Annotated in this window: 21 protein-coding genes; 12 read left to right on the top strand and 9 right to left on the bottom strand. The window is 37.4% G+C overall.

The genetic code is table 11. The annotated features are described in order from the left end of the window. Positions 1-53 precede the first annotated feature (53 nt). On the bottom strand, positions 54-1,313 hold the full coding sequence (locus ACIQZ6_RS00780; protein WP_395807214.1) for an NAD(P)-binding domain-containing protein: 1,260 nt from the start codon (positions 1,311-1,313) through the stop codon (positions 54-56). Between the two features lie 205 nt (positions 1,314-1,518). On the opposite strand from ACIQZ6_RS00780, the gene glpK reads away from it, so the two are divergent. The 6 genes from glpK to hemN all read left to right on the top strand — a co-directional run bounded on the left by glpK (position 1,519) and on the right by hemN (position 8,558). Beyond that, on the top strand, positions 1,519-3,006 hold the full coding sequence (gene glpK, locus ACIQZ6_RS00775) for a glycerol kinase GlpK (RefSeq protein WP_395807212.1): 1,488 nt from the start codon (positions 1,519-1,521) through the stop codon (positions 3,004-3,006). Between the two features lie 18 nt (positions 3,007-3,024). Next, the gene (locus ACIQZ6_RS00770; protein ID WP_395807210.1) at positions 3,025-3,753 is read left to right on the top strand and encodes an MIP/aquaporin family protein; all 729 of its coding nucleotides are present in this window, start codon (positions 3,025-3,027) and stop codon (positions 3,751-3,753) included. A gap of 70 nt (positions 3,754-3,823) precedes the next feature. After that, complete coding sequence (locus ACIQZ6_RS00765; RefSeq protein WP_395807208.1) at positions 3,824-5,011, top strand: PAS domain S-box protein; 1,188 nt, start codon at positions 3,824-3,826, stop codon at positions 5,009-5,011. 6 nt (positions 5,012-5,017) lie between these two features. Next, positions 5,018-6,076 carry a response regulator gene (locus ACIQZ6_RS00760; RefSeq protein WP_395807206.1) on the top strand — a complete coding sequence of 353 codons (1,059 nt, stop codon included), beginning with the start codon at positions 5,018-5,020 and terminating at the stop codon, positions 6,074-6,076. Positions 6,077-6,135: 59 nt separating this feature from the next. After that, entirely contained in the window at positions 6,136-7,161 is a 1,026-nt protein-coding gene (locus ACIQZ6_RS00755) for a 2-hydroxyacid dehydrogenase (RefSeq protein ID WP_395807204.1), read from the top strand. 32 nt (positions 7,162-7,193) lie between these two features. Next, a complete protein-coding gene (gene hemN, locus ACIQZ6_RS00750; protein WP_395807202.1) occupies positions 7,194-8,558 on the top strand; it encodes an oxygen-independent coproporphyrinogen III oxidase in 1,365 nt (454 codons plus the stop codon). 17 nt (positions 8,559-8,575) lie between these two features. On the opposite strand, the gene ACIQZ6_RS00745 is transcribed toward hemN, so the two are convergent. The 3 genes from ACIQZ6_RS00745 to ccoG are packed head-to-tail and all read right to left on the bottom strand — an operon-like array spanning position 8,576 to position 11,137. Then, positions 8,576-9,277 (bottom strand): sulfite exporter TauE/SafE family protein, encoded by a 702-nt coding sequence (locus ACIQZ6_RS00745; RefSeq protein ID WP_395807200.1) that lies wholly within the window; start codon positions 9,275-9,277, stop codon positions 8,576-8,578. Between the two features lie 43 nt (positions 9,278-9,320). Beyond that, positions 9,321-9,743 carry a FixH family protein gene (locus ACIQZ6_RS00740; protein WP_395807198.1) on the bottom strand — a complete coding sequence of 141 codons (423 nt, stop codon included), beginning with the start codon at positions 9,741-9,743 and terminating at the stop codon, positions 9,321-9,323. A gap of 5 nt (positions 9,744-9,748) precedes the next feature. After that, entirely contained in the window at positions 9,749-11,137 is a 1,389-nt protein-coding gene (gene ccoG, locus ACIQZ6_RS00735) for a cytochrome c oxidase accessory protein CcoG (RefSeq protein ID WP_395807196.1), read from the bottom strand. A 266-nt stretch (positions 11,138-11,403) separates the two neighbouring features. On the opposite strand from ccoG, the gene ACIQZ6_RS00730 reads away from it, so the two are divergent. The 4 genes from ACIQZ6_RS00730 (at position 11,404) to ACIQZ6_RS00715 (ending at position 14,633) form a co-directional block, all read left to right on the top strand. Continuing rightward, complete coding sequence (locus ACIQZ6_RS00730) at positions 11,404-12,393, top strand: PEP/pyruvate-binding domain-containing protein (RefSeq protein WP_395807194.1); 990 nt, start codon at positions 11,404-11,406, stop codon at positions 12,391-12,393. A gap of 4 nt (positions 12,394-12,397) precedes the next feature. Continuing rightward, positions 12,398-13,126, top strand: a complete 729-nt coding sequence (locus tag ACIQZ6_RS00725) for a TIGR00730 family Rossman fold protein (protein ID WP_395807192.1) — start codon at positions 12,398-12,400, stop codon at positions 13,124-13,126. Positions 13,127-13,205: 79 nt separating this feature from the next. After that, the gene (locus ACIQZ6_RS00720; RefSeq protein ID WP_395807190.1) at positions 13,206-13,811 is read left to right on the top strand and encodes a YceI family protein; all 606 of its coding nucleotides are present in this window, start codon (positions 13,206-13,208) and stop codon (positions 13,809-13,811) included. 18 nt (positions 13,812-13,829) lie between these two features. Then, positions 13,830-14,633, top strand: a complete 804-nt coding sequence (locus tag ACIQZ6_RS00715) for a hypothetical protein (RefSeq protein ID WP_395807188.1) — start codon at positions 13,830-13,832, stop codon at positions 14,631-14,633. A gap of 62 nt (positions 14,634-14,695) precedes the next feature. Here the strand turns inward: ACIQZ6_RS00715 and ACIQZ6_RS00710 are convergent, their stop codons facing one another. From ACIQZ6_RS00710 to ACIQZ6_RS00695, 4 genes are all read right to left on the bottom strand, one after another. Further along, entirely contained in the window at positions 14,696-15,577 is an 882-nt protein-coding gene (locus ACIQZ6_RS00710; RefSeq protein WP_395807186.1) for a cbb3-type cytochrome c oxidase N-terminal domain-containing protein, read from the bottom strand. Positions 15,578-15,793: 216 nt separating this feature from the next. Next, on the bottom strand, positions 15,794-17,917 hold the full coding sequence (gene ccoN / locus ACIQZ6_RS00705) for a cytochrome-c oxidase, cbb3-type subunit I (protein WP_395807184.1): 2,124 nt from the start codon (positions 17,915-17,917) through the stop codon (positions 15,794-15,796). A 63-nt stretch (positions 17,918-17,980) separates the two neighbouring features. Continuing rightward, positions 17,981-18,166 (bottom strand): cbb3-type cytochrome oxidase assembly protein CcoS, encoded by a 186-nt coding sequence (ccoS, locus tag ACIQZ6_RS00700; protein ID WP_395807182.1) that lies wholly within the window; start codon positions 18,164-18,166, stop codon positions 17,981-17,983. After that, complete coding sequence (locus tag ACIQZ6_RS00695) at positions 18,163-20,562, bottom strand: heavy metal translocating P-type ATPase (RefSeq protein ID WP_395807180.1); 2,400 nt, start codon at positions 20,560-20,562, stop codon at positions 18,163-18,165. Before ACIQZ6_RS00695 ends, ccoS begins: the two co-directional genes overlap by 4 nt. A gap of 331 nt (positions 20,563-20,893) precedes the next feature. Here ACIQZ6_RS00695 and ACIQZ6_RS00690 point away from each other — a divergent pair, with 331 nt between their 5' ends. Together ACIQZ6_RS00690 and ACIQZ6_RS00685 are read left to right on the top strand one after the other, a co-directional pair. Next, positions 20,894-22,999 carry a PQQ-binding-like beta-propeller repeat protein gene (locus ACIQZ6_RS00690; RefSeq protein ID WP_395807178.1) on the top strand — a complete coding sequence of 702 codons (2,106 nt, stop codon included), beginning with the start codon at positions 20,894-20,896 and terminating at the stop codon, positions 22,997-22,999. A 216-nt stretch (positions 23,000-23,215) separates the two neighbouring features. After that, positions 23,216-23,791, top strand: coding sequence for a YbhB/YbcL family Raf kinase inhibitor-like protein (locus tag ACIQZ6_RS00685; protein WP_395807176.1), 576 nt, complete (start codon positions 23,216-23,218; stop codon positions 23,789-23,791). Between the two features lie 245 nt (positions 23,792-24,036). Here the strand turns inward: ACIQZ6_RS00685 and ACIQZ6_RS00680 are convergent, their stop codons facing one another. After that, positions 24,037-24,183 carry a hypothetical protein gene (locus ACIQZ6_RS00680; protein ID WP_395807174.1) on the bottom strand — a complete coding sequence of 49 codons (147 nt, stop codon included), beginning with the start codon at positions 24,181-24,183 and terminating at the stop codon, positions 24,037-24,039. Positions 24,184-24,423: the final 240 nt, after the last annotated feature.

Here is a 24,423-nt window from a genome sequence, read left to right as displayed (position 1 = left end):
AAAGGGCTCTTAAAATATGACAGAAGTCACATATATGGAAAATGACTCAAGAATTATTCTATTTCAAGCTTTCTAATCAATTCTGCACTTTGGTCACGGCCATGTTCTAGCCTTCCTGCAAAAAATGTTTTTACTTGCTCAAAATGCTGTTTATAGCCTTCCATGTCGCCATAGCCAATAATTGATGACCATTCGCGTACTGCTGAGTGGAATTCCAAATCGTCTCCACGGATCGTTTTATCGAATAATGCAGTTTCAATTGATTCTTCTAAAAGTTCTTCATTTTTGAAGAGGTATTCAGCAATTCCTAATCTTAGCCGGAATGGGGGAGTTTGGCAAATCAGATTGTCATATGGGTTTATACCGAGATGATACCAGGCGTCTACCATACTAAGCAGACTCAAATGTGAATTTGGTTTACGATGTTCAGATCCTGCCGATAGTGAGAACTCCTGCATGACTTTTTCGTTAAGCATTAAAGGTTTATGATTCTGCCCAAAAATAAAATCCTTGGCATTATAAAGCCGCTTTCTGAACGTATCAGCTTCTTCTTTGATCATGAGCTTGAAAAGCTCAGATTCAGATTCGGCATAACGTTTGATCTGCTGCTTGGCATAGGGGTTCAATATGGCTAATCCGCCGTATATATGCGCCTTATAACTAAATATTCTAAGAGTGATCAGGATCTTTACATTATCAATTCCACCGAGATAGGAGGCATTTTCCCATGGAAAAAAGCCGGCTTCTTTCCAGGCGGTGCCCATACTTTCAAAGCCCATATGTGTTACTGCCTGCGTGTCAGCAACAATTTTATCATGCTCGTGGTAATCAGCTATTTCATTTAATACCGAACCCAAAGATAAAAGGATATCGGTCATTCGCTGATAAGCCTCCTTTGTTGTACGGTGAGGGATCACAATCATTTTTTGTCCCTTAGGATCGAATCCTGGGCCGTGCAGTGAATGGCAGGTTATAATATGAGAATCCTTTGGCAGGTATTTTTCAAATGCCTCAATTTCTGGATGCTTTACAGATGTCTGCCCCGCTACTATTGCCCCATATTTGGTATGGGGGCCATATTGACTCACTACTTCAGCAATTCGTTCAGCTTCAACAGAGTAAAATATCACATCAGATATACGGGAAACTTCTTTACCATCTTTCAAAATTTCAATGCCATAAGGGCCAAGCTCTGCTTCGAGTAGTTCTCTGCGATGTGGTAAATCGCAGCCATAAACCCTATAGCCAGCTTTTAAGAAAGATTTAGCATAGATACAGCCCATGTCGCCAAGGCCTATGATTCCAATATTCATGTTAAATGGCTGATGTGTTTTGAATAGATAATGGTTTGATTATTTATTCTATTTACTCATTTAATTAAAAAACTCATAATTCATGCTGTTGCTATAATTATAGTAGCATGCTATCTTTTTATCGATAAATATTATGCTCAATATTACATATTTTTCTCATATTTAATTAAGCTATAAACATCCGGTCGAATTAATTTTTATTACTATGTCAGATTATATTTTATCTATAGACCAGGGTACCACCAGTTCCAGAGCTATTTTATTTAATCGCAAAGGTAGTATTGTTGCTGTTTCGCAAAAAGAATTCGAGCAGATCTATCCTAAACCAGGGTGGGTTGAACATGATCCTTTAGAAATCTGGTCAAGTCAGGTTTCTGTTGTTACCGAGGCTATAGCCAAGGCCGGACTTAATTCAATTGATATTCACGCAATCGGTATCACCAATCAAAGGGAAACTACTGTGGTTTGGGATAAAGAAACTGGCCTTCCTATTTACAATGCAATTGTTTGGCAGGATCGTCGAACTTCAGATTATTGTGATTCGATCAGAACGGAACATGGCGATATGATCCGTCAAAAAACTGGCCTGATTATCGACTCTTATTTTTCGGCCACTAAGGTTCGTTGGATTCTTGAAAATGTTCCGGGTGCCCGTCTAAAAGCGATGCAAGGCAAACTACTTTTCGGTACAGTTGATAGCTGGTTGATCTGGAAACTTTCCGGAAATACTACCCATGTTACTGATGTTAGTAATGCATCACGTACCATGTTATTTGATATTAATACTCTTGAATGGGATCAAACTTTATTGGATATTTTTGATATTCCAATGAGCATGCTTCCGGAAGTTAAATCTTCTAGTGAAATATTCTGTCATACTGCAGGTAATATCCTGGCAACTAAAATTCCGATTGCTGGCATTGCTGGAGATCAACAGGCAGCTCTTTTTGGACAAATGTGTACCAAAGTTGGGATGGTGAAAAATACCTATGGAACAGGATGTTTTATGCTGATGAACATTGGTAAGAAACCAGCCATATCTGCCAATAATCTGCTCACTACCATTGCCTGGAAAATTAATGGAGAGGTAACTTATGCATTAGAGGGGGGTATATTTATAGGTGGTGCTGTGGTACAATGGTTAAGAGATGAACTTGGATTGATCAAGTCTTCTGCTGAAGTTGAAGACCTTGCAGCAACAGTAAACGACAATGGTGGAGTTTTTGTTGTTCCTGCCTTTGCAGGGCTGGGTGCACCTCACTGGGATCAGCATGCCAGAGGAACAATAACAGGAATAACACGTGGAACAAATTCTGGACATTTTGCAAGGGCAGCACTAGAAAGTATTGCTTATCAGACCATGGATGTGCTAAAGGCAATGGAAGCTGATGCTGGAACTCCCATCAGTGAGCTAAGAGTTGATGGTGGAGCTTCTGCAAATAATATATTAATGCAATTTCAGGCCGATATGATGAAATGCAAAGTTATTCGTCCGCAAGTAACAGAAGTAACTGCCCTGGGTGCTGCTTATCTTGCCGGATTGGCAACAGGTTTCTGGAGCGATGTGGAAGAAATCTCTGCACAGTGGAAAGTTGAAAGGAATTTTGAACCTGCAGCGCTTGAAAATTATGATGAATTGATCAATGGATGGGAGCGGGCAATAAAGGCTGCAAAAGCTAATGTAAGTTTATAAAAAACAATATTTTCAATTATGACACCATTTTTAGCAGAATTTATAGGAACAGCACTTCTGATCTTATTAGGCAACGGAGTAGTTGCCAATGTAGTTTTAACTGGGACAAAGGGCAATGGGGGTGGTTGGATGGTGATTACTACGGCATGGGCTCTGGCAGTATTTGTTGGTGTAGTAGTCTCAGCTCCTTACAGTGGGGCGCATTTGAACCCTGCAGTAACCTTCGCGCTTGCCATCTCCGGTAAATTTGAATGGGCTCAAGTACCCATATATATGCTTGCCCAATTGCTTGGAGCAATGCTTGGATCTTTGTTAGTTTGGGTTAAGTATAAGGATCATTTTTTAGTTACAGACGACAAGGGTTTAAAGTTGGCGGTATTCAGTACAGGACCTGCAATAAGAAATACAATTTCAAATTTGACCAGTGAGATCATTGGCTCATTTGTATTACTTTTTGTAATCTTCTATTTTACCACTGCTGAAATTGTAGATACTAAAACACCTGTCGGGCTTGGATCTTTGGGTGCTATTCCGGTGATGTTCCTAGTTTGGGCTATCGGACTATCACTAGGAGGAACTACAGGATATGCAATTAACCCGGTGCGGGATCTTGGCCCCAGAATCATGCATAGTTTACTTCCTGTTGCAGGTAAAGGATCAAGTGACTGGTCGTATTCATGGATTCCTGTTATGGGCCCTATGGTAGGAGCAAGCCTTGCAGCAGTTCTTTATCTTGCTTTAAATTGATCATAATTTTCATACCTTATAGCTATTCATAATTTCCTGATTTTCATTTTCAAAAGAGTATTTTTACCTCATGACTGAAAAGAGTGCTTTATTATATGCCATTATAGAAAATGCAATTGATGGCATTATAACTATTGATGAGCGCGGATTGATAGAGTCAATAAATCCCGCTGCTTGTGCCTTATTTGGCTACTCAATTGACGAAGTAATTGGGAAGAATGTTTCAATGCTTATGCCCAGGCCTGATAAAGATCAACATGATGAATATATAGCACGCTTTCAAAGAACCGCCAGTCCTCATATCATTGGAAAAGGTCGAGATGTTAATGGGCAAAAAAAGGATGGTACTTTATTTCCCTTCCGTTTGGGGGTAAATGAAGTAAAGTATTCGGGAAGAACTATTTATGCTGGGTTTATTCATGATCTTTCTAAAGAGAAAGAAGCAGAATCAAAGATACTTCATTATGCATCTCAACTTGAAAAATTGGTTGAAGAGCGAACCAATTCCTTGCAAAAATCGGTAACTGAACTCCAAGCAGCAAAAGAGTCGGTCAGCAAATCACTCGAAAAAGAAATAGAGCTCAACCAGCTTAAAAGCAGATTTGTATCGATGGCTTCTCATGAATTTCGAACACCACTGAGCTCCATTCAGCTATCAGCCTCGCTGATCGAAAAGTATAAATCGCAATCAGACGACATAAATGTTAGTAAACATGTCAGTAAAATCAAAAATTCAGTTGGAAATCTAACAACCATTTTGGATGATTTCCTATCGTTGGAACGCTTGGAGGCTGGAAAAATCGAAACTAATTTTACTAAATTCGATATGGTTAAACTTGCTGAAGAGATTACCGAAGAAATGCAGTTAATGGCCAAAAAAGATCAAAATATCATTTACCAGCATACAGGTTTGCATAGTATGGTTTTGCTTGATCAGAATTTGCTTCGAAATTGTATTATTAATCTGATTTCAAATTCAATAAAATACTCTGGTGAAAATACATTCATTGAATTTAACACTGAGCTTACCGATACGGAATGTAGTATAACAGTTCGGGACAATGGCATTGGTATTCCAGAAATTGATCATAAACATCTTTTTGAGCCTTTTTTCAGAGCAAATAATACTGGCAACATACCTGGTACCGGATTAGGATTGAATATAATTCTTCGATACGTTAACCTTATGGGCGGTAAAGTAGATTTTAAAAGCCTTGTTAATCAGAAAACTGTATTTACACTCAATTTTCCACAGTAAATTTCTATGAAGAAAAAAATTCTAATTATTGAGGATAATGAAGACATCAGAGAAAGTTCAATGGAAATCTTGGAACTTGCAGGTTATGAAGTATTACAAGCTGAAAATGGCAAAATAGGAGTAGAGCTGGCCCAAAAACATCTTCCGGATATGATCCTTTGCGATATCATGATGCCCGAGCTTGATGGATATGGGGTATTGTATCTACTTTCAAAAAATCAGAATACTGGAAATATTCCATTTATTTTTCTTACTGCCAAGGCAGAGCGTTCTGATTTGAGAAAAGGTATGGAAATGGGAGCTGATGATTATTTGACCAAGCCATTTGATGATATGGAATTGCTCAATGCCATTGAATCACGATTTCATAAAAAGCAGAAATTAGAATCTTTTTACAGCCAATCATACGAAAGCCTTAAGCTTCTTGCAAATCAGAATCAGGGATTAGATGAACTGAAAAAAGTAATAGCCGATCGAAAAGTAAAGTTGGTTAGAAAAAAGCAGATTGTTTATTATGAGGGAGATTCTATAACAGGCATTTATTTGATTCTAAGTGGTCGAGTTAAGGCTATCAAGTTAAATGAAGATGGTAGAGAACTTGTGACCGGAATGTATGGTTCAGAAGAATATCTTGGAATCCAGGCCATGTTATCTGGTGATCATTATAATGAAACTGTAGAAGCAACAGAAGATACCACCATTTGCCTCCTTCCCAAAGATATTGTTAAACAATTGCTTGATAATTATACAGATGTTGGTCAGAAGTTTATTAAAATAATTTCTAGTAACCTCATTGAAAAGGAAGAGCAATTGCTACAGCTCGCATACCATTCTGTACGAAAGCGTATGGCTGAGATTCTAATCCGTCTAACTAAAATTCATCAGGATTCTGTTGGAGAGTCTCAAATTCGGATTTCAAGAGAAGACCTTGCATCCATGGCAGGAATGGCAACAGAAACAGTTAGCCGTACTTTAAGTGATTTTAAGGATGAGGGAATTATCGAAAAAAAGGGCAGTGTGATCCAAATTATTGATCAATTGAAACTCCTAAAGATGAAAAACTGACAAAGATCATTTTTCTACATGACTTGACTCATTACAACTAGCTTTTCCAAATTCTATTTTTGGAGAATAGCTATGATAGAATGAAAGTTGTTGCCTACAGTATCAAAGAATTTGAAAAGGAATTTTTGGCTCGTGCTAATAAAAAGCAGCACGATATTACTTTAATTTCTAATCCTCTGAGCCTTGATACTGTTATGTATGCAGAGGGAAAAGAAGCAGTTATTGTTTTTACCAATGATGATGTTTCTGAAGCCGTTATTAATAAACTGGCCGATCTTGGTATAAAATATATTGCCACCCGTTCATTAGAAACAAACCATATCGATAGGAATGCTGCAGGTTTAAGGAAAATAAAACTGGCAAATGTTCCATCTTTTTCACCTCAATCAATTGCTGAATATGCAGTTATGCTGGCTTTGTCTTTGAGCCGTAAAATTGTATCGACCGTAAATAGTACAAGAGAATTTGATTTTAGAATAGATCAACACATTGGATTTAGTTTTTTCAAAAAAACAGTAGGTATAATAGGTTTTGGACATGTTGGACAAGCAACAGCAGCTATTTATAAAGGTTTGGGATGCAAGGTAATCTGTTATGACAAATACTATCCCGAATTTCTAAATGGTGTAGAAACAAGAGATCTAGGCCAGCTCCTTGCCGAGTCGGATATTATTTCCTTACATGTAGCATTAAACCCCGATACCAGGCATCTCATCAATAATCAAAGTCTGGGTAAGATGAAGGATGGTGTTATGCTGATCAATACCGGAAGTGGCGAATTGATAAAAACTGCTGAATTGCTAAAATCTCTTAAAAGTGGAAAAATTGCTTATCTCGGTTTGGATGGATATGAGTTTGAAAAAAGTCTATTTTTTAATGATCACAGAAATGACGAAAATAAAGATGCAATTCTTAAAGAGCTAATATCTTATCCCAATGTCATTGTTTCTCCACATCAGGCTTTTTTAACTAAAGAAGCTTTACAAGAAATTGCAAATCTTACCATCAAAAATCTAGATAACTGGCATGAAGGTAAATGTTCAGGTAAGGCATGTATCTGTGCTGATGGATGTAAAAAAATCTGACCCTTGTTTGATTTTATTTTTATCAATTACTTATGAACATGCAGCAACTCATTAATAAATATCACGTGGCTGCACCACGTTATACCAGCTATCCTACTGTCCCTTATTGGGATACTGCAGCTCCTGATATTAATGAATGGAAAACTTCTGTTAAATTTTCATTCGATCAGAGTAATGCAAGTAACGGTATAAGTTTATATGTCCACTTGCCATTTTGTGAAAGTTTGTGTACGTATTGTGGTTGTAATACCCGAATTACAAAAAATCACCACGTTGAAGATCCATATATACAGGCAATTTTAAAAGAATGGAAACTATATCGGGAGATATTTGAAGAAAAACCCCTAATCAGGGAGATTCATCTTGGCGGTGGTACACCTACCTTTTTTGATGCTGCAAATCTAAATGTATTGATAAACGGATTGATGGATGGTTCAGTAATCCATTCTGATGCTGAATTTAGTTTTGAAGCACATCCTAACAATACAAGTGAAGCTCATCTAATTACTTTGTATAAACTTGGATTTCGTCGAATAAGCCTTGGAATTCAAGATTTTGACCCCAGAGTTCAAAAGATTATAAATCGTGTGCAAAGCTTTGAGCAGGTTCAAAAAATTACAAGCCTTGCAAGAGAAATAGGATATACTTCAATTAATTTTGACCTAATCTACGGACTCCCGCTTCAAACCGCTTTAGGTCTTGCAGAGACCATTCTGCAGGTAGAAAAGCTAATGCCCGACCGGATTGCCTTTTACAGTTATGCACACGTGCCCTGGATAAAACCCGGACAGCGAAGTTTTACTGAAGAGGATCTGCCATCAGTCACTGAAAAGCAAAAATTGTACGAATTGGGTCGCCAAAAGTTTATCACCATGGGTTTTGAGGAAATTGGTATGGATCATTTCGCATTACCTACTGATAGCCTCTATAAAGCAGAACGTTCAGGCAAGCTGCATCGTAATTTCATGGGGTATACTCATCAGTATACCCAGCTAATGATTGGCCTGGGAGTTTCATCTATTAGTGATAGCTGGTTTGCATTTGCCCAAAATGTTAAAAAAGTAGAAGATTATTACGATCTGATTAACAAAGGCCAGTTTCCTGTACTTAAAGGCCATCATTTAACAGAAGTAGATTTAATGATAAGAAGACATATTTTAAATTTGATGTGTACAGGAAAAACAGATTGGGATTCTCCATTATCAGGCAATAATGAACTTATTGCTGGGCTTGAAAGAGCAAAATTGCTTGAACAGGATGGTTTAGTAGAAATACTTGAAAATAAACTTATTGTAACTCCCTTAGGCAAGCGATTCCTCAGAAACATCTGCATGACCCTTGACGCTCGCCTTTGGTCAGAACAGCCTGAAGCGCAATTGTTTAGTATGGCGGGTTAGGGCCGGGCCGGATCAAGTCAGGCCGCGAGCTGGAAACAAATCTCAACTCCTTCATTAATATTTTCGGGACTTAAATACGGAATATCTAGGTTAAGACCTCTTAAGATAAACCAAACTCCAAGTGCCAACATAACAAAAGGAATTGCCTTATTTATTCTTCTGCGAAAGGAAGGTCCAACCAATCCAACACTAACCATAGCTGCCAACATTAGAGGAAGTGTTCCCAGTCCAAAAAATAACATGTATTGCGCTGAATACATCACATTTCCTGTATTTAATGCTCCTGCTAAGGCAAGATAGACAAATCCACAGGGCAGAAAACCATTAAGTATACCGATTATTAGATGGCCTGCTTTATGCCTTATGGCATAGGATATTAGTTTATTGAAAGGTTGTACCATTTTAGAAATCCATTTCCAATTTCCAAACGAAATTTTAAGCATTCTTGAGCAGGCTGCTAGAATGATGAATACACCCGTTAAAATACTGACGGATGATTGTATACCAGCTAACCAGAACTGCCGACCTATTAATCCGATAATAATACCCAAAAATATATAGGTTAGTGTTCGTCCCAGATTGTATACCAGCTTGTCGAAAATTATCATCCAGCGGTTTTCGTGAAAGCTTGGAATTGCAAATGCCAGCGGTCCACACATTCCCACGCAATGTATACTCCCAAATAAACCAGTAAAAAAGGCGAGCTCGTTATAATTCATTTTACTTTATGATTGTATAATCTCATAAAATGGAAATATCCAATTAATGAATGGTGATGCTTTTTTCAAATAGGTATTCTTTTGCATCACTTTTCCATTCAATAATAAGTTTCCAGTGCCCTTCTGCTATATCAGTTAAAGGTAGTGCTACTTCTTTAGCTATTCCTGAATTCAGGTTAACTATACGGTCTTTTTTGTTATCAGAAGGATGAAGAAAACGAACAATTCCTGTCATGGGTTTATTGAAAACGATTCTTATACTATCGCCGATACTTATTTCAGGTTCAGCCTGATCTTTCTGCATTTGACTTTTACGGTCATAATCCTTATCGTATTCAATGCCTTTTTGATAATAATCTTTGTCTACCAGATCATCTGAATCGCTTGTAATCATCAATACTGCAAGAGTAATAATGAATGCCATAAATGATCCCATTCCTATGAGTAATTTTGTTCCCCAGTTCATCGTATTTAATTTGGTGGTGCTATAAAATTTGTTTTTACTTCGTCTATTTTATTACCAGCTGAAAATATCTCAAGTTCTATCTCTGATTTATACTTTTCAATATCTTTCTGAGCTCTAATTACAAAAAAAGCCACTTTTACACTACTTCCCTTTTTTATGGTAGACTCTTTACGGATAAATTGGATTTTAACCTCATCATCTTCTGCTTTCAATTCAAAATCAATATTCCCAGAGGTTTTATTCACCAATTCAGCAGTGTAAAGGTTGCTCACAGTGCCATTATCTCTTAACTGATATAAGGTTCCACCTGCACGCAATACAGTTGTTTCAATAGCACTTCTGCTAAACAACAGGTAGCTTAATACACTTAGTAGAATAAGGAAAACTACGGAGTAAGCGTATACTTTTTTGCTTAATTTAAATCCGGTTTTTGATTTGATCTGATCTTCAGACATAAATCCAATGAGTCTGCTTGGACGATGAACTTTTTCCATCACCATGTCGCAAGCATCAATACATGCGGTACAATTAATACATTCAAGCTGAGTGCCATTTCGAATATCTATTCCCGTTGGGCAAACATGAACGCATAGTTTACAATCTATGCAATCACCAAGATGTTGATCTGTAGTTTTTAATACTTTACCTCTTGGGTCACCCCGCTCATAATCATAGGCTACGATTATACTTTGATTGTCTAGGAGTACACCCTGAAGCCTTCCGTATGGACAAATAACTGTACAAACCAGTTCTCTGATATATGAATAGACTATATAGAATACAAAAGTGAAAATCCATATCGATATAAATCCAGAAGTATGTTCTCCGATTGGATCTGTCATTATGTTACTCAATTCGTCTGATCCTATGATATAGGCCAGAAAAATATTGGAGATGAAGAACGAAATCAGGATAAATATGAAATGTTTAAATCCTTTTTTTAGTATTTTCTCTATACTTAACGGTCCTGCATCAAGTTTTTGCTGATGTAGATAATCTCCTTCGATCCAGTTCTCAACTTTTCTAAAAACCAGCTCCATGAAAATGGTTTGCGGACATGCCCAGCCACACCATACCCTTCCAAATATGGCAGTAAACATGACTATAAATACGATGAATGTGAGTATTGCTAAAACAAAAAGATAGAAATCTTGAGGCCAAAAGATAAGGCCAAAAAACACAAATTTTCGTTCAATTACATTTAGAAGAATCAATTGTTCTCCATTTATTTTAATGAATGGCCCACTAAAAAGAAGTAAAAGAAGAAAATAGCTAACCTTATCTCGGTATTGATATAGTTTACCCTTAATGATTTGTGGATACATCCATTTTCTTTTATTCTCAGTATCATTAATTGAAGGTAGATGATCCCTGAAATTTGGTGCTTCAGCCATATTGCTTTTTTGGGTACAAATTTTTTGAAAAACCTAGTATTTTAATCTTAAAACGCACATTCGAATTTTCTAGCCTTGTTTTAATCTGATGTAAAAGTTGGCATATGGTTGATCATAGAGTATGATTTATATCATTTTAATTGATAATATGAATCATAAATAATGGCGGATATTCATTGCACTTTCGTATGGTGAGAATTTGGTTTTTTAATTCGGATAGATTCAAGCCTAGTAAATGATGCATGAGTATGAATAATTGTATAATTATGAAGGATTATGTTTTAAGACTAAATACTATTTCAGTTTCTGATACTGAAGAGGTTGGTGTTAAAAATGCATTTTTAGGTGAGATGTTTACCCATCCTGAACTTAAGGCCATCAGTGTGCCTAATGGGTTTGCAATTACTGCAAGTGCGTATAAACGCTTTATTGAATATAATAAGCTGGATGGCGTGCATGATAAGCTGATAGCCACTTTAGATAGAAATAATTTAGGAAGTGTTTATAAAATTGGCTTAAAAGCCAGGTCGCTGATACTTGGCGCACGAATGCCTGGAGATATAGATGATGCAATAATAGCTGCATACCGTGATCTTTGTTCTGATTCTGTTATTGAAGTAGCTGTTCGAAGTAGCGAAATAAGCTTTGAAAAAGCTCATCAAGCCAGCACTGATTTGTATGAAACTTTTCTTAATATTAAAAGTGAAAGAGAGTTAATAGAAACAGTAAAAAAATGTTTTGCATCTCTTTTTTCAGATTTAGCTTTAATTGAAAAAGCTTCTAAGCATCAGGCCATGGCAGTTTGTGTTCAAAGAATGATCGGTTCCGAAAAATCTTGTTCTGGTGTTGCCTATACTTCTGATCCTGAAACTGGGTTTGCTGATGTAATTCATATTTCCGGAATTTGGGGTCTTCATGAAAAAAAACTTCAAAAAAGTGTAGTTCACGACGAATTTATAATTTATAAACCTGCAATATCAACAGGGATTAAGTCAATTATTCAGAAAAAACTTGGGAGCAAAAATTATATGATTGTGCATCAAATTGATCATGAAATCCATACGGTTAATACTCCTGTTGAAAAGCGCGAACAATTTATTTTGTCTGATCAAGAAGTGATTTTAATTGCTAATTGGGGTATTATACTAGAAAATTATTATAACGGCCCAGTAAGTATGGAATGGGCAAAAGATGGTAAATCAGAGATTCTGTATTTATTGCAGGCAAAGCCTGAGATTTTTAAAAAATTACAATAACCTTATGACTAAATCAGAAATAAAATTTCTCAGTGGGCCGCAATCGCGTTTAAAGGAATTTCTTTTTACTATTAATATTTTGACTCAGTTTATCAAAGGATTCAGGGCACTGCATTTTATAGGTCCTTGTATAACTATTTTCGGCTCAGCCCGATTTAAGGAAGATCATGAATATTATAAATTGACAAGAAAAGCAGCCGCAGAATTTGCCAAGCTTGGCTTTACAATAATGACAGGTGGAGGCCCCGGAATTATGGAAGCCGCAAATCGTGGGGCCAAAGATGTAGGAGGGCGTTCAGTTGCTTGTAATATTAAACTTCCAAAAGAGCAGGATCCCAATCCATATCTTGATAAATGGGTTGAAATAAAATATTTCTTTGTAAGAAAGGTTCTTTTAGTAAAGTATTCTTTTGCGTTTGTGGTTATGCCTGGAGGATTTGGGACACTGGATGAATATTTTGAGGCTATCACTCTAATCCAGACCAAGAAAATTGATGATTTCCCAGTAATTATTTTTTGCAAGGACTTTCACCAAAAATTAATTGAACATACGTATATGATGAAAGAACAAGGAACTATATCCGAAGCAGATTTAAGTCTCTTTCTATTGACTGATTCTATTGAAGAGGCTGTTGAATTGATCAAGGAGCAAAGTATAAAACGACATGGATTAAAAGTTGAAGAAAGAATCAAACCATTTAGATGGTTGTTCGAATCTAATTTGAAATTTTAATCAATTTTTAAATATAAGGATTGTAAGTAGGATGTTAGCGCATGCATTTAGTAATTATGGCAATTTTAAGTCTTGCAGTATGAAAATTTATATTCATTCATTTTCCCTTAAATTAAGGTATATCAGCTTGATTATCTTACTTTTAATATCGGTTCAATTTACCTTTGGACAACAGAAAGCATACAGATTTCATTCCGGATTAATAGAGGTAAGCGGATTTACCAATGCTTATAATTGGAAAATGAAGACCGATAGCGTGGATTGCAGGGCACAGTTGACCTTGATCAACAGACAGTTAAAAGCGATCAATTCATTGAGCTTAACTGTGCCGGTTAATAAGTTAAGTAGTCCAAATACATACATGGATCGCATTGCCCATAGAACTCTTAAATCCTACCCATTTGACAAAATATACTTTCATTATGTAAAATCTGAACTATTACCATGGGATGATAAGGATCAGTATTTAGTTAAGGCAAGTGGTAATCTTACCATTGCAGGAATTACTCAGGTAGTTAAGATGGATCTTATCGCAACCGTAATACAGGATGGCGTAATTACCTTTGCAGGTTCGCATAAACTTAAACTAAGTACATTTCAGGTCACACCCAAAAAATCATTAATTGGAACCTTAAAAACAAGTGATGAGGTTACGGTGAATTTTGTTGTTGGAGTTAAACTATAGTTATAATTCAAAATTTAAATGAGTTTTAGGATCCCTGTTTTAATTGCAAAGAGCTTCCACTACAGAATACGCAAAATACATCGCTACCTTGGTCTTTTACTGGGAATGCAATTTTTATTCTGGACCATAGGAGGGATCTATTTTAGCTGGAGTAATATGGATGAGATACATGGCGACCTAAACAGGAGGCCAGCTTCTTTAATGTCCAGCAATTCCAATTTTATTTCTCCCTCTGCCGTCATTCAAAAGATGCAAAGCCTTGGTCAGAATGTAGATTCCATCAATGACATTAGGTTAATTCAGCTATCAGGGCAGCCTTTTTATCAGTTGTTGATCAAGGAGAAATTGGCCTTAACTCATACCAATCATTCCAAAAAACCAGAATTTAAGGTTCAACTGGCTAATGCAATTACCGGCGAACTTCGCGGACCATTAAACGAATTTGAAGCTATTGCAATTGCAAAGGAGGGCTTTATTGGAAGTGCAAAAATTCGGGAAGTAAAGCTTTTGACTGAAACATCTACTCATCATGAATATCGTTCAGGGCCTTTACCCGCTTATGCTATTAGTTTTGACCACCCTAGCAAGTCAACGGTATTTGTAGCCTCAGAGTTGGGAACCATTCAAAAAATCAGAAATGATAAGTGGCGAATTTTTGATTTTTTATGGATGCTACATACCATGGATTATGAGGGGCGTGATAATTTTGGCAATATTTTGCTTAGAGGATTTTCAATTTTCGGACTGTTTACAATTTTTTCGGGCTTTATTTTATTCTATCTAAGTTCTGTGAAACGAAAAAAACACATACAACCCCAATAAAAATTCAATAAAAAACCCGGCTCATGAATAGGAGGCCGGGTTGATATAGCGAGTATTATTAGTTACATTTTAGTTCCCTGAGGTTCTTTAGGATTAGCTGGTTTAGTCCCACTTAGAGATAAGATAAAGTTCGATACATCCGAAGTTTGTTGTACTGTCAGAGTTTTTTCCCATGCAATCATGCCCTTTTCAGGGATACCATATTTAATGGTCTTAAAAATATTGTTAACTGTTCCTCCGTGTATCCAATACTCATCCGTTAAATTTGGACCTACTGTTCCTCCACCATCTGATGCATGACATGCCACACAATTTTGTATAAAAACAGTTTTGCCCGCAGCCAATACAGCGGCGTTGCCATCCACTTGTACAGTGGTTTCATCGATTAGGTTTCGTGCTTTAGCTAAGAATGCACTTTTAGAGGCCTTTGCTGCTTTCATTTCAATTGCGTATTCTTCATCCTGCAATGGACTCCACTCCAATACATGATAATTGAGCAAATAAATAACAGCAAAAAGAATTGAGCCATAAAACATTGCATTGAACCATACTGGAGTAGGGTTATCAAGTTCAGTGATGCCATCAAAATCATGTTCAAGCATCATGTCCTTTTCTTCCGAAATTGGCCTAAGTCCAAGCAGTTTATTCCAGCTACTTAGTTTGCTACTTTTTTCAGCTGTTTCTGACGCTAACCATTCTTCGTATTCTAGCATTTTGGTTGGTTCAGTAGCTGGTATAATTCCTGGCACTTTGATTTCATTTGCCATAACCCGCACAGTTTTTAGTAAAACAACTGAAACGATGAGTAACAGCAGAGCTACAAGAAATAACACGATGAGTATTTCAGTATAAATATTGCCAGAAGTTCCATCTGCAGGATTAACAACAGCCCAAGCAGAATTGTTTGCAAAAAGTAGTATGAATATAAAAATCAAACGTTTCATAATTCTATTCTTTAGTGTCAGTTAATGGAAGTTTACTCATATAGCTCACGTGCTTTTTATTCATAGTAAATAGCATTGCTGTAACTATAACGAAAAACAAAAAAAAGATACCAAGTGAAGTTATTAGATAGACATCTGCGTCTGTGGATTTATCAATAAATTGTCTGAACATGTTCTTGTTGTTAATTAATTGTTCTCTGTTTAGTATTTTGAAGGTTATAAAGCATTATTTCCAACTTTGATGTCGGTACCTAGTCGCTGTAGATAAGCAATCAGTGCTATGATCTCTTTATCACTACTAACGGTTATGTTTTCCTTCACTAAGTTAGCGCTGATCTGTTCAGCTTGTTTTTGAAGGTCTGCATTTGCTTGCTGCTCATATAAAGGAGCATAAGGCACACCCAGTGTTCTCATTGCATTAATCTTTGCTACAGTTGTTGTGGTATCTAGGCTTTGTTCGCCTAACCAGTTGTAAGGCGGCATGATACTGCCAGGAGACATAGTTGTTGGATCCATCAAGTGATTGTATTGCCATGCATTGGAATATTTTCCACCTTCGCGATGAAGGTCTGGTCCGGTTCGTTTTGACCCCCATAAAAATGGGTGGTCATAAACGAATTCTCCCGCTTTACTGTATTCACCATAACGTTCGGTTTCAGAACGGAATGGTCTAACCATTTGGGAGTGACAGTTTACACAACCTTCACGGATATATAAATCACGACCCTGTAATTCAAGTGGCGTATAAGGTTTTACACTGGTTATTGTTGGAATATTTGATGAAATCATGAACGTAGGCATCATCTCCACCATTCCTCCAATTAAAATAACGATTAGTGAAAGCACCAGAAAATACATTGGTTTACGTTCCAAAGAACGATGCCAGGTTTTTTCTGAACCAATAGGAGCATAAGCAGGTTCTAATGCCATGGCTTCTGCAGGTTCATCTGCAAGTAAAACACCACTTTTTGCGGTCTTAATCAGGTTATAGGTCATGACTATTACACCAGTTAGGTATAATGTTCCTCCAATTGCCCTGAAAATATGCATTGGTAAAAGTTGAAGAGTCGTTTCAAGGAAGTTTGGATATTTTAACATTCCTTCAGGAGTAAATTCTTTCCACATCAATCCCTGAGTAAAACCAGATAGGTACATGGGTATAGCATAGAAAAGAATACCAAGTGTTCCAATCCAAAAGTGGAAGGCAACAAGCTTTTTAGAAAAGATCTCTGTGCGGTAAATTCTTGGTATTAGCCAATATAGAATTGCAAAGGTTAAAAATCCATTCCATCCAAGTGCTCCAACGTGAACGTGTGCTACTATCCAATCAGTGAAGTGTGCTATTGCATTCACTTGTTTTAAAGATAACATCGGGCCTTCGAAAGTAGACATGCCATAAGCTGTAATACCAACAACCATGAACTTTAGGTTTGTGTCTTCACGAACTTTGTCCCATGCACCTCTTAGGGTTAATAATCCATTGATCATACCTCCCCAGCTTGGAGCAATCAGCATGATTGAAAATGCAACTCCTAAAGATTGAGCCCAATCTGGTAAGGATGAATATAATAAATGGTGCGGACCTGCCCAGATATAGATAAATATCAATGACCAGAAATGCAGAATACTCAATTTGTAAGAATAAACTGGCCGTTGTGCCATTTTAGGAAGAAAGTAATACATCATTCCCAAATAAGGTGTAGTCAAAAAGAATGCAACCGCATTATGACCATACCACCATTGAACAAGCGCATCCTGAACACCGGCATAGATATAGTAACTCTTAAATGCTGAAATTGGTAATTGGAATGAATTAACAATATGCAATACCGCAACAGTAACAAACGTAGCAATGTAAAACCAGATAGCAACGTACATGTGTCGCTCTCTACGTTTAATAATGGTTCCGAACATGTTAATGCCAAAAACTACCCAGATTAGCGTAATGGCAATATCAATCGGCCATTCTAATTCTGCATATTCATGCGATGTGGTTAAGCCCAGTGGTAAGGTGAGCGCTGCAGAAACAATAATAAGCTGCCAACCCCAGAAGTGAATACTGCTGAGCATGTCGCTGAACATTCTAGCTTTTAAAAGCCGTTGTAGGGAGTAATAAACACCCATGAAGATTCCATTTCCTACGAATGCGAATATTACTGCATTGGTATGTAAGGGACGAATACGACCAAACGTAGTGTACTGGTTTCCAAGGTTCATCTCCGGTTTAAAGAGTTGCATGGCTACCAACAGGCCTACAAGCATTCCGACCAGACCCCATATTACAGTGGCAATTGCGAAATTCCTTACAATTTTGTTGTCATAGTTGAATTTTTCAAGCATACAATACGATTTTATTTATGAGGTAAAGCTAATTTGCCTGGCGTGACAATGATGTGACAGAACTTATTTTAAAAATTGATTCTCGTCACTTTTTTTGGATTGAATTGGTAGCTCATCATCAAATAGAATTCTTACCGCTGGTGTGTAGGTATCATCATTCTGTCCATTTTTCATGGCCCAAAAAAATGCGAATAGAAATATTAGTGCTAAAAACACACTGCAACCAATCAGGAAGTATAAGATGTTCATGTTAATTTGTTTTTACGTGCAAATAAATGAGTTGCAGTACTGGTAAATGAAATAATGGTAACGGTACTCAAAGGCATTAAAATAGCTGCATAAAGTGGTGATAATAAGCCTTGTACGGCAAAAAATAATCCTACTGTATTGTACAGTGTTGAAATACCAAAGCTGATATGGATCACTTTCATTGCATCTTTAGCTTGCTGAATAAAGTTGGGTAGCTTTTCAAATCCTGTTCCATCTAGTATAGCATCACATCCTGGCGAAAAGTTGTTGATGTTATCAGTAACTGCAATTCCAAGATCACTTTGTTTGAGTGCTCCTGCATCATTCAATCCATCGCCTAACATCATTACTTTATTGTTTTTTTGCTGAAGGGCATAGATGTAGTTCAGTTTATCTTGCGGGCTTTGATTGAAATGCATTTGATCTGCCCATGGGAATGCCGGAAGTAAAAATTCGCGTTCAGAATCCTGGTCTCCAGAAAGTAAATGCATATTTAGTTGCTTACCTAATTTTGCAAAGAGTTCTTTTAAGCCCTGACGCCAGCATTGCCTAAAACTGAAATAACCGGCATAATGATCGCCGATCTGGATATAAATCGTTCCTGTATCTTTCTTATCTGATTTTATATTAATAAATGATGCACTGCCGATTTTTATCAGTTTATTATTCACTATACCTTCAATACCTTTACCGGGAATCTCCTGATAGCAACTGACAGTAAAATATTCATTGATTTTCATCCACTTGACCAGCTCCCTACTCAGCGGGTGTCCTGAATTTCGTGCAAGTGAACTGATCATACATTGTTCTTCATGGCTAAGATTGCCTTCAAAACTGATTTGGAAACCTTCAGGGGCAGTTATGGTACCTGTTTTATCGAATACAAGGGTGTTGATTTTTGCCATCTGCTCAACTACAGCCGTATTTTTCAGATAGAATTTATTCTTATCAAAAATGCTAAGTACAGCTGATAATGTAAATGGTGAACTTAGAGCCAAGGCACATGGGCAGGCAATTATCAACACTGCTGTTAGAGATTGCCATGCTTTGGCATGATCATCAAACATCCAGAAAGCTGCCGATCCAAAAGCAATAATTAAGAGTGCAACACTAAAATATCTACTTATGGTATCGCTGAAGGTGTCAATTTTTCTTTTATTTCCTTCAAATGCTTCATTATTCCATAGACTGGTTAAATAACTTTGAGATACAGGCTTAATCACTTCAAGCTCAATGGCTTCATTAATTTGTCGCCCTCCAGCATAAACTATTTCACCTAATATTTTTTGCACTGGTGCTGATTCGCCCGTTACAAAGCTAAAATCAATCACAGCATCTCCTTTCATTAGTATGGTGTCGGCAGGTATAATTTCATTATTACGGATCAGGATGCGGTCTCCAACCTTTAGTTCATCCATTGGGATAGGTTTCTCAGTTCCTTCACTGATCAAAGTAACTGCCACAGGAAAGTATGAACGATAATCGCGTTCAAAAGATAAATGATGATAGGTTCGCTCTTGTACCCATTTACCAATAAGTAGAAAGAAAACTAGTCCGCAAAGCGTATCTATAAATCCAGCACCAGTACCGCTCCCAATCTCATAAATTGAACGGATGAACATCACTGCAATTCCTAATGCAAGAGGGAAATCAAGATTCAGAACCTTGTTCCTTAAATTTTTCCATGCAGAAATAAAATAGTCGCGGCCACTGTAAAATACTACAGGAATGGCAAACACAAGATTTAGCCAGCCAAAAAACGTTTTGAACTGATGTTCAAAGGCTGCCATTCCAAAATATTCAGGAAAGCTTAAGAGCATCACATTTCCAAAACAGAAACCTGCTACCGCAATTTTTTTGATGATACCTCTGTCAGAAACTTTATTCTGCTCCTTAACCACATCCTGCAAACTGATAACCGGTTCATAACCAATTGCAGCAAGCATGCTGATGAGTTCGCGCAAAGTGAATTCCTTGTGTTTGAATGTAATCACTACCTGTTTTTTCAGAAAATCGATACGTGAGTTTACAATAGACGCGTTGATCTTGTACAAATGCTCCAGTAGCCATAAACAAGAACTGCAATGTATGGTTGGGATATAAAGCGTAATGATGCTTACATTTTCGTCAGCATAGTCGAGTAAAGAAGAAGCGATCTTGGGTTCATCCAAATAATCGTAATGGGTCGATTGACCATTCTGAGTTTTACCCGGATTAGTATTATACGCGTAATAATTACAGAGTTGATTTTCAGAAAGAATGGTGTAAACACTCTGGCAGCCAATACAACAAAAATTTCTATCGTCGTAATCAAATTGATCTTCTAGGCAGTCATTGCCACAGTGAAAGCATTGCGTTAACGTTTCGGCCTGGCCTTGAATCTCTAAATTATCCATGCCTCCAAAAATCACTGCAATTTAGGTCTGGCGAAATGACTCTGATTATTAAAACTTGTGATCTCAATCACATTATCAGCTCTAATTATGGAATACTTTGTATTCGTCTTTTAATAAATTAAAAAAAATCTCATGCAGTACTGCAGTATATTTCATTTAAGCTGTTGACCCTTTAATTCTATCTAACAAAAGCACATGCACTAGTGCAAAGCTTTTTTCATTCTTTTATTGATTTTTCCAGAATCTTTCAAGCAGCTCCAATTAAATTAATTTGGGTGCCAGTTCCTGAATTCTTTTTTATAAATTAAGACCTTTAAAGCATTCAAATCTTATGAAAAAGTCTTTCTTTATTTTTGCTTTTCTATTGGGCATGAGCCTAATGTTTTTAAGTTTTAAAGGATATTTTGAGGGCGATCAAGACTGGCAAGAATACCTGGGAGGGGCAGATAGGAATCATTATTCAAACCTTTCACAAATAAACCTTTCGAATGTAAGCACTCTTGAGCCGGCATGGGAATTTCATACTGGAGATTCAGGTCAGGTTCAATGTAATCCCATCATAGTTGGAAACAGGTTGTTTGCATTAACCGCATCCAATCATCTTTTTGCACTCGATGCCGCAACTGGTAAAGAACTCTGGCGTTTTGCTCCAGAGCAAAAAAGTGCCGCTAATGTAAACAGGGGAGTTGCCTATTGGGAAAAAGGTAAAGACAAAAGAATTCTTTACACGTACTTAACCTGGCTTTATGCCATAAATCCATTAACTGGCAAGCCAATAACTTCTTTTGGCGAAGGTGGTAGAGTTAGTCTGAAAAGCGGACTAGGAAAAGATGCTGAGTTAAAATTTGTTTCTTCAACTACTCCAGGAACTATTTATGGTGATCTTATTGTCATGCCCTTGCGTTTAGACGAAGGTGCGGGTGCAGCAGCGGGATATATTCAGGCATTTAATATCCAAACCGGAAAAATAGCATGGGTTTTTAAAACCATTCCTCATCCGGGTGAACAAGGATATGATACCTGGCCGGCTGATGCATATAAAAATTCGGCAATCGGTTCAGCCAATAATTGGACAGGTATGTCGGTTGATCGTAAACGCGGAATCATTTATGTTCCAACAGGTTCAGCTGCTTTTGATTTTTATGGTGGTAACCGTAAAGGGTCTAATTTATTCGCTAATTCTTTGATTGCCTTAAATGCAAAAACAGGCGAGTATATCTGGCATTTTCAAACTGTTCATCATGATATTTGGGATCGTGACTTGCCAGCTCCACCAAACCTGATCACCATTAAGAGGGATGGCAAAAGTATTGATGCCGTAGCTCAGGTTACCAAGTCAGGCTATGTTTTTGTATTTGATCGCGAAAATGGAACACCTTTGTTTCCAATTGATGAAATACCTTTCCCTCAATCCACTCTGCCTGGCGAAGAAACTTGGCCTACTCAGCCGATACCACGTTTGCCAAAACCATTCGCTAGAAATTCGATAACAGAAAATGATATTACCCATTTTTCTTCTAAAAGAGATTCCTTGCTTACCATTTATAGGAACGCCAATAAAGGGCCATTTCATCCGCTCGACTTTAAAGAATCCATCATTTTTCCTGGCCCTGATGGGGCAGCAGAATGGGGTGGGCCGGCAGTTGACAAGGAAGGTATAATGTATGTTAATTCAAATGAGATGGCTTGGCTATTCAGTTTGAGTAAAAAAGATAAGGTTTCAAATGTTGCAAGTACCGGAAAGTCATTGTATCTGAATAATTGTCAAACCTGTCACAAAGCTGATTTTTCAGGAAATCCACCAAGTGGCTACCCAGCATTAGTGGGAGTCCGCGAACGTCTTGGCCGTATAGTAGTTAGCAATTTGATTAAAAATGGAAAGGGAATGATGCCGGGTTTCAGCCAGATTTCGGATCAGGAAAAGCAGGCCATTATATCTTATATTTTTGGTGAAGAAAAAGAGGAAGCACTTTCTGTAGCAAAAGATAAATATCCAGATGTGCCCTATCGGTTTAATGGGTATAATAAATTTTTAGATGAAAAGGGCTATCCTGCAATTACTCCGCCATGGGGAACTCTTACTGCTATTAATCTGAATACAGGCCAGCACCTCTGGCAGATTCCCTTAGGTGAAATAAAAGAATTCACTAAAAAAGGGATTCCGGTAACTGGTACAGAAAATTATGGTGGACCTCTGGTTACAGCTGGCGGACTGTTATTTATTGCTGCTACTAAGGATAATACCTTCCGCGCAATTGATAAGAAAACCGGTAAAATAGTTTGGGAATATCCTTTGCCTGCTTCTGGTTTTGCCACCCCATCAACATACCAGTTAAATGGAAAGCAATATATTGTCATAGCCTGTGGAGGAACTAAGCTTGGAATGTCAAAAGGAGATAGTTATGTGGCTTTTGCACTTGGAAATTCATTAAAATAAAGATCAGCTAATAGCGCATTTTTTAGAATTGAAAAAGCATCATTTAAATCATTTTAATTACACTTAGTAATTAGGAACGAAGTAGCTTTCTTCTGATATAGTAATTGTTTAAGCATTCTGTAATTTTTTTAGAACTCAGCTCTACTAGTGTAAAATTTTCATTGATTTTATACTCATATTTAGTAATTTGCTTATCATAAATTCAATCCAATTACCATGAAAAAAATAGTTTTAACCCTTGTATTTTTTAGTGCTTTTGTGCTCTTTACATGTGCACAAATTCCTCCAATGACTCTCTCCACAACAGCATTTGCTGATGGAACTATCATACCCATAAAATACAGCCAGGCAGCGCCTGGCGCTGCCATAGGTGAAGGAACTTCGCCTGCTTTAACCTGGACTAATGTTCCGGTTGGTACTCAGAGTTTATTACTTCATATGCATGACCTAGATTTTGTGCGTAATAAAACCACAGATGATCAGGTGCATTGGTTGGTATGGAATATTCCTGCAAATGCCACTGGCCTTCCTGAGGGGCTGTCAAGAGGTCCTAAATTGCCTGATGGAAGTTACCAGATCAGTGTAACTGGTCCGGTTTACCGTGGTCCAGGAGCCGCTGCAACTGGCCCACTGCATCATTATATGTTTGAGATCATCGCACTCGACATTAAATTGGATTTCCCGGCAGTGAATAATGATCCATTTGAAACCAGAGCCAAAGTTATGCAGACCATACAAGGGCATATCCTTGGAAAAGGTGTTTATGGTGGACTGTTTAAAAGGCCACAATAACATTTCATCATTATAACCTAATTTTTCCAATGCTTGGTGTTACCAAGCAATTATAATTTCTTTCCGCTCATAGCCGCGGGGGACAGCATATCGGATAAAGAGATTTTGAAAACAGGATATAATTTAATCTTAAAATCAAATTTTCCTTAGGCGCCTAGTGTCCACCGCTGGCGGGGGAATAAAAGGGGGTGGTTTTTAATTTTAGTGTCGAGAAATACCAAGCATAGGAAAGTGCTTGGTGTTACTCACCAAGCACATATAATTTCATTCCGCTCATAGCCGCGGGGGCTTAGTCCTTTTTCTGTAGCAAAAAAGGACCAAAACGCTACCGCTGCGCCTGCTGCTATGAAAGGTTCTGCCAGGGCTAAGACTGTAATTGCCGCACCAGTCAATGCGGAAGAGAGGTTATTAAAGGTCTGTGCAAGCGTGGCGGAGAATAAAAATTGTATTAACCGTCTTGCGCGGCATTGGACAGGGCGTTAATTCTAATTCATCCTTACTGCAAAATTCAAAGCCCTGTACGCAGCCGTTGGTGGATGAACGTTCATAACCCCCATTAACGTTAACCTTAGTACTCTGTCAGATTTTAACTAAAAAGAATAAATACAAAATGAACTACAATACCCGTGCGG

It is taken from the genome of Daejeonella sp., assembly GCF_044348475.1.
Classification (GTDB): domain Bacteria; phylum Bacteroidota; class Bacteroidia; order Sphingobacteriales; family Sphingobacteriaceae; genus Daejeonella.
The sequence above is the reverse complement of the archived record's forward strand: the minus strand, read 5'-3'. Positions and strand labels throughout refer to the sequence as shown.

Coding starts and splice junctions, on each gene's coding strand:
- ACIQZ6_RS00710 (WP_395807186.1), bottom strand. CDS start 15,577: ATGAAACGTTTGATTTTTATATTCATACTACTTTTTGCAAACAATTCT.
- ccoG (WP_395807196.1), bottom strand. CDS start 11,137: ATGGCTGAAGCACCAAATTTCAGGGATCATCTACCTTCAATTAATGAT.
- ACIQZ6_RS00715 (WP_395807188.1), top strand. CDS start 13,830: ATGAGTTTTAGGATCCCTGTTTTAATTGCAAAGAGCTTCCACTACAGA.
- ACIQZ6_RS00720 (WP_395807190.1), top strand. CDS start 13,206: ATGAAAATTTATATTCATTCATTTTCCCTTAAATTAAGGTATATCAGC.
- ACIQZ6_RS00730 (WP_395807194.1), top strand. CDS start 11,404: ATGAAGGATTATGTTTTAAGACTAAATACTATTTCAGTTTCTGATACT.
- glpK (WP_395807212.1), top strand. CDS start 1,519: ATGTCAGATTATATTTTATCTATAGACCAGGGTACCACCAGTTCCAGA.
- ccoN (WP_395807184.1), bottom strand. CDS start 17,917: ATGCTTGAAAAATTCAACTATGACAACAAAATTGTAAGGAATTTCGCA.
- ACIQZ6_RS00725 (WP_395807192.1), top strand. CDS start 12,398: ATGACTAAATCAGAAATAAAATTTCTCAGTGGGCCGCAATCGCGTTTA.
- ACIQZ6_RS00690 (WP_395807178.1), top strand. CDS start 20,894: ATGAAAAAGTCTTTCTTTATTTTTGCTTTTCTATTGGGCATGAGCCTA.
- ACIQZ6_RS00780 (WP_395807214.1), bottom strand. CDS start 1,313: ATGAATATTGGAATCATAGGCCTTGGCGACATGGGCTGTATCTATGCT.
- ACIQZ6_RS00760 (WP_395807206.1), top strand. CDS start 5,018: ATGAAGAAAAAAATTCTAATTATTGAGGATAATGAAGACATCAGAGAA.
- ACIQZ6_RS00685 (WP_395807176.1), top strand. CDS start 23,216: ATGAAAAAAATAGTTTTAACCCTTGTATTTTTTAGTGCTTTTGTGCTC.
- ACIQZ6_RS00745 (WP_395807200.1), bottom strand. CDS start 9,277: ATGAATTATAACGAGCTCGCCTTTTTTACTGGTTTATTTGGGAGTATA.
- ACIQZ6_RS00765 (WP_395807208.1), top strand. CDS start 3,824: ATGACTGAAAAGAGTGCTTTATTATATGCCATTATAGAAAATGCAATT.
- ACIQZ6_RS00770 (WP_395807210.1), top strand. CDS start 3,025: ATGACACCATTTTTAGCAGAATTTATAGGAACAGCACTTCTGATCTTA.
- ccoS (WP_395807182.1), bottom strand. CDS start 18,166: ATGAACATCTTATACTTCCTGATTGGTTGCAGTGTGTTTTTAGCACTA.
- ACIQZ6_RS00740 (WP_395807198.1), bottom strand. CDS start 9,743: ATGAACTGGGGAACAAAATTACTCATAGGAATGGGATCATTTATGGCA.
- ACIQZ6_RS00695 (WP_395807180.1), bottom strand. CDS start 20,562: ATGGATAATTTAGAGATTCAAGGCCAGGCCGAAACGTTAACGCAATGC.
- hemN (WP_395807202.1), top strand. CDS start 7,194: ATGAACATGCAGCAACTCATTAATAAATATCACGTGGCTGCACCACGT.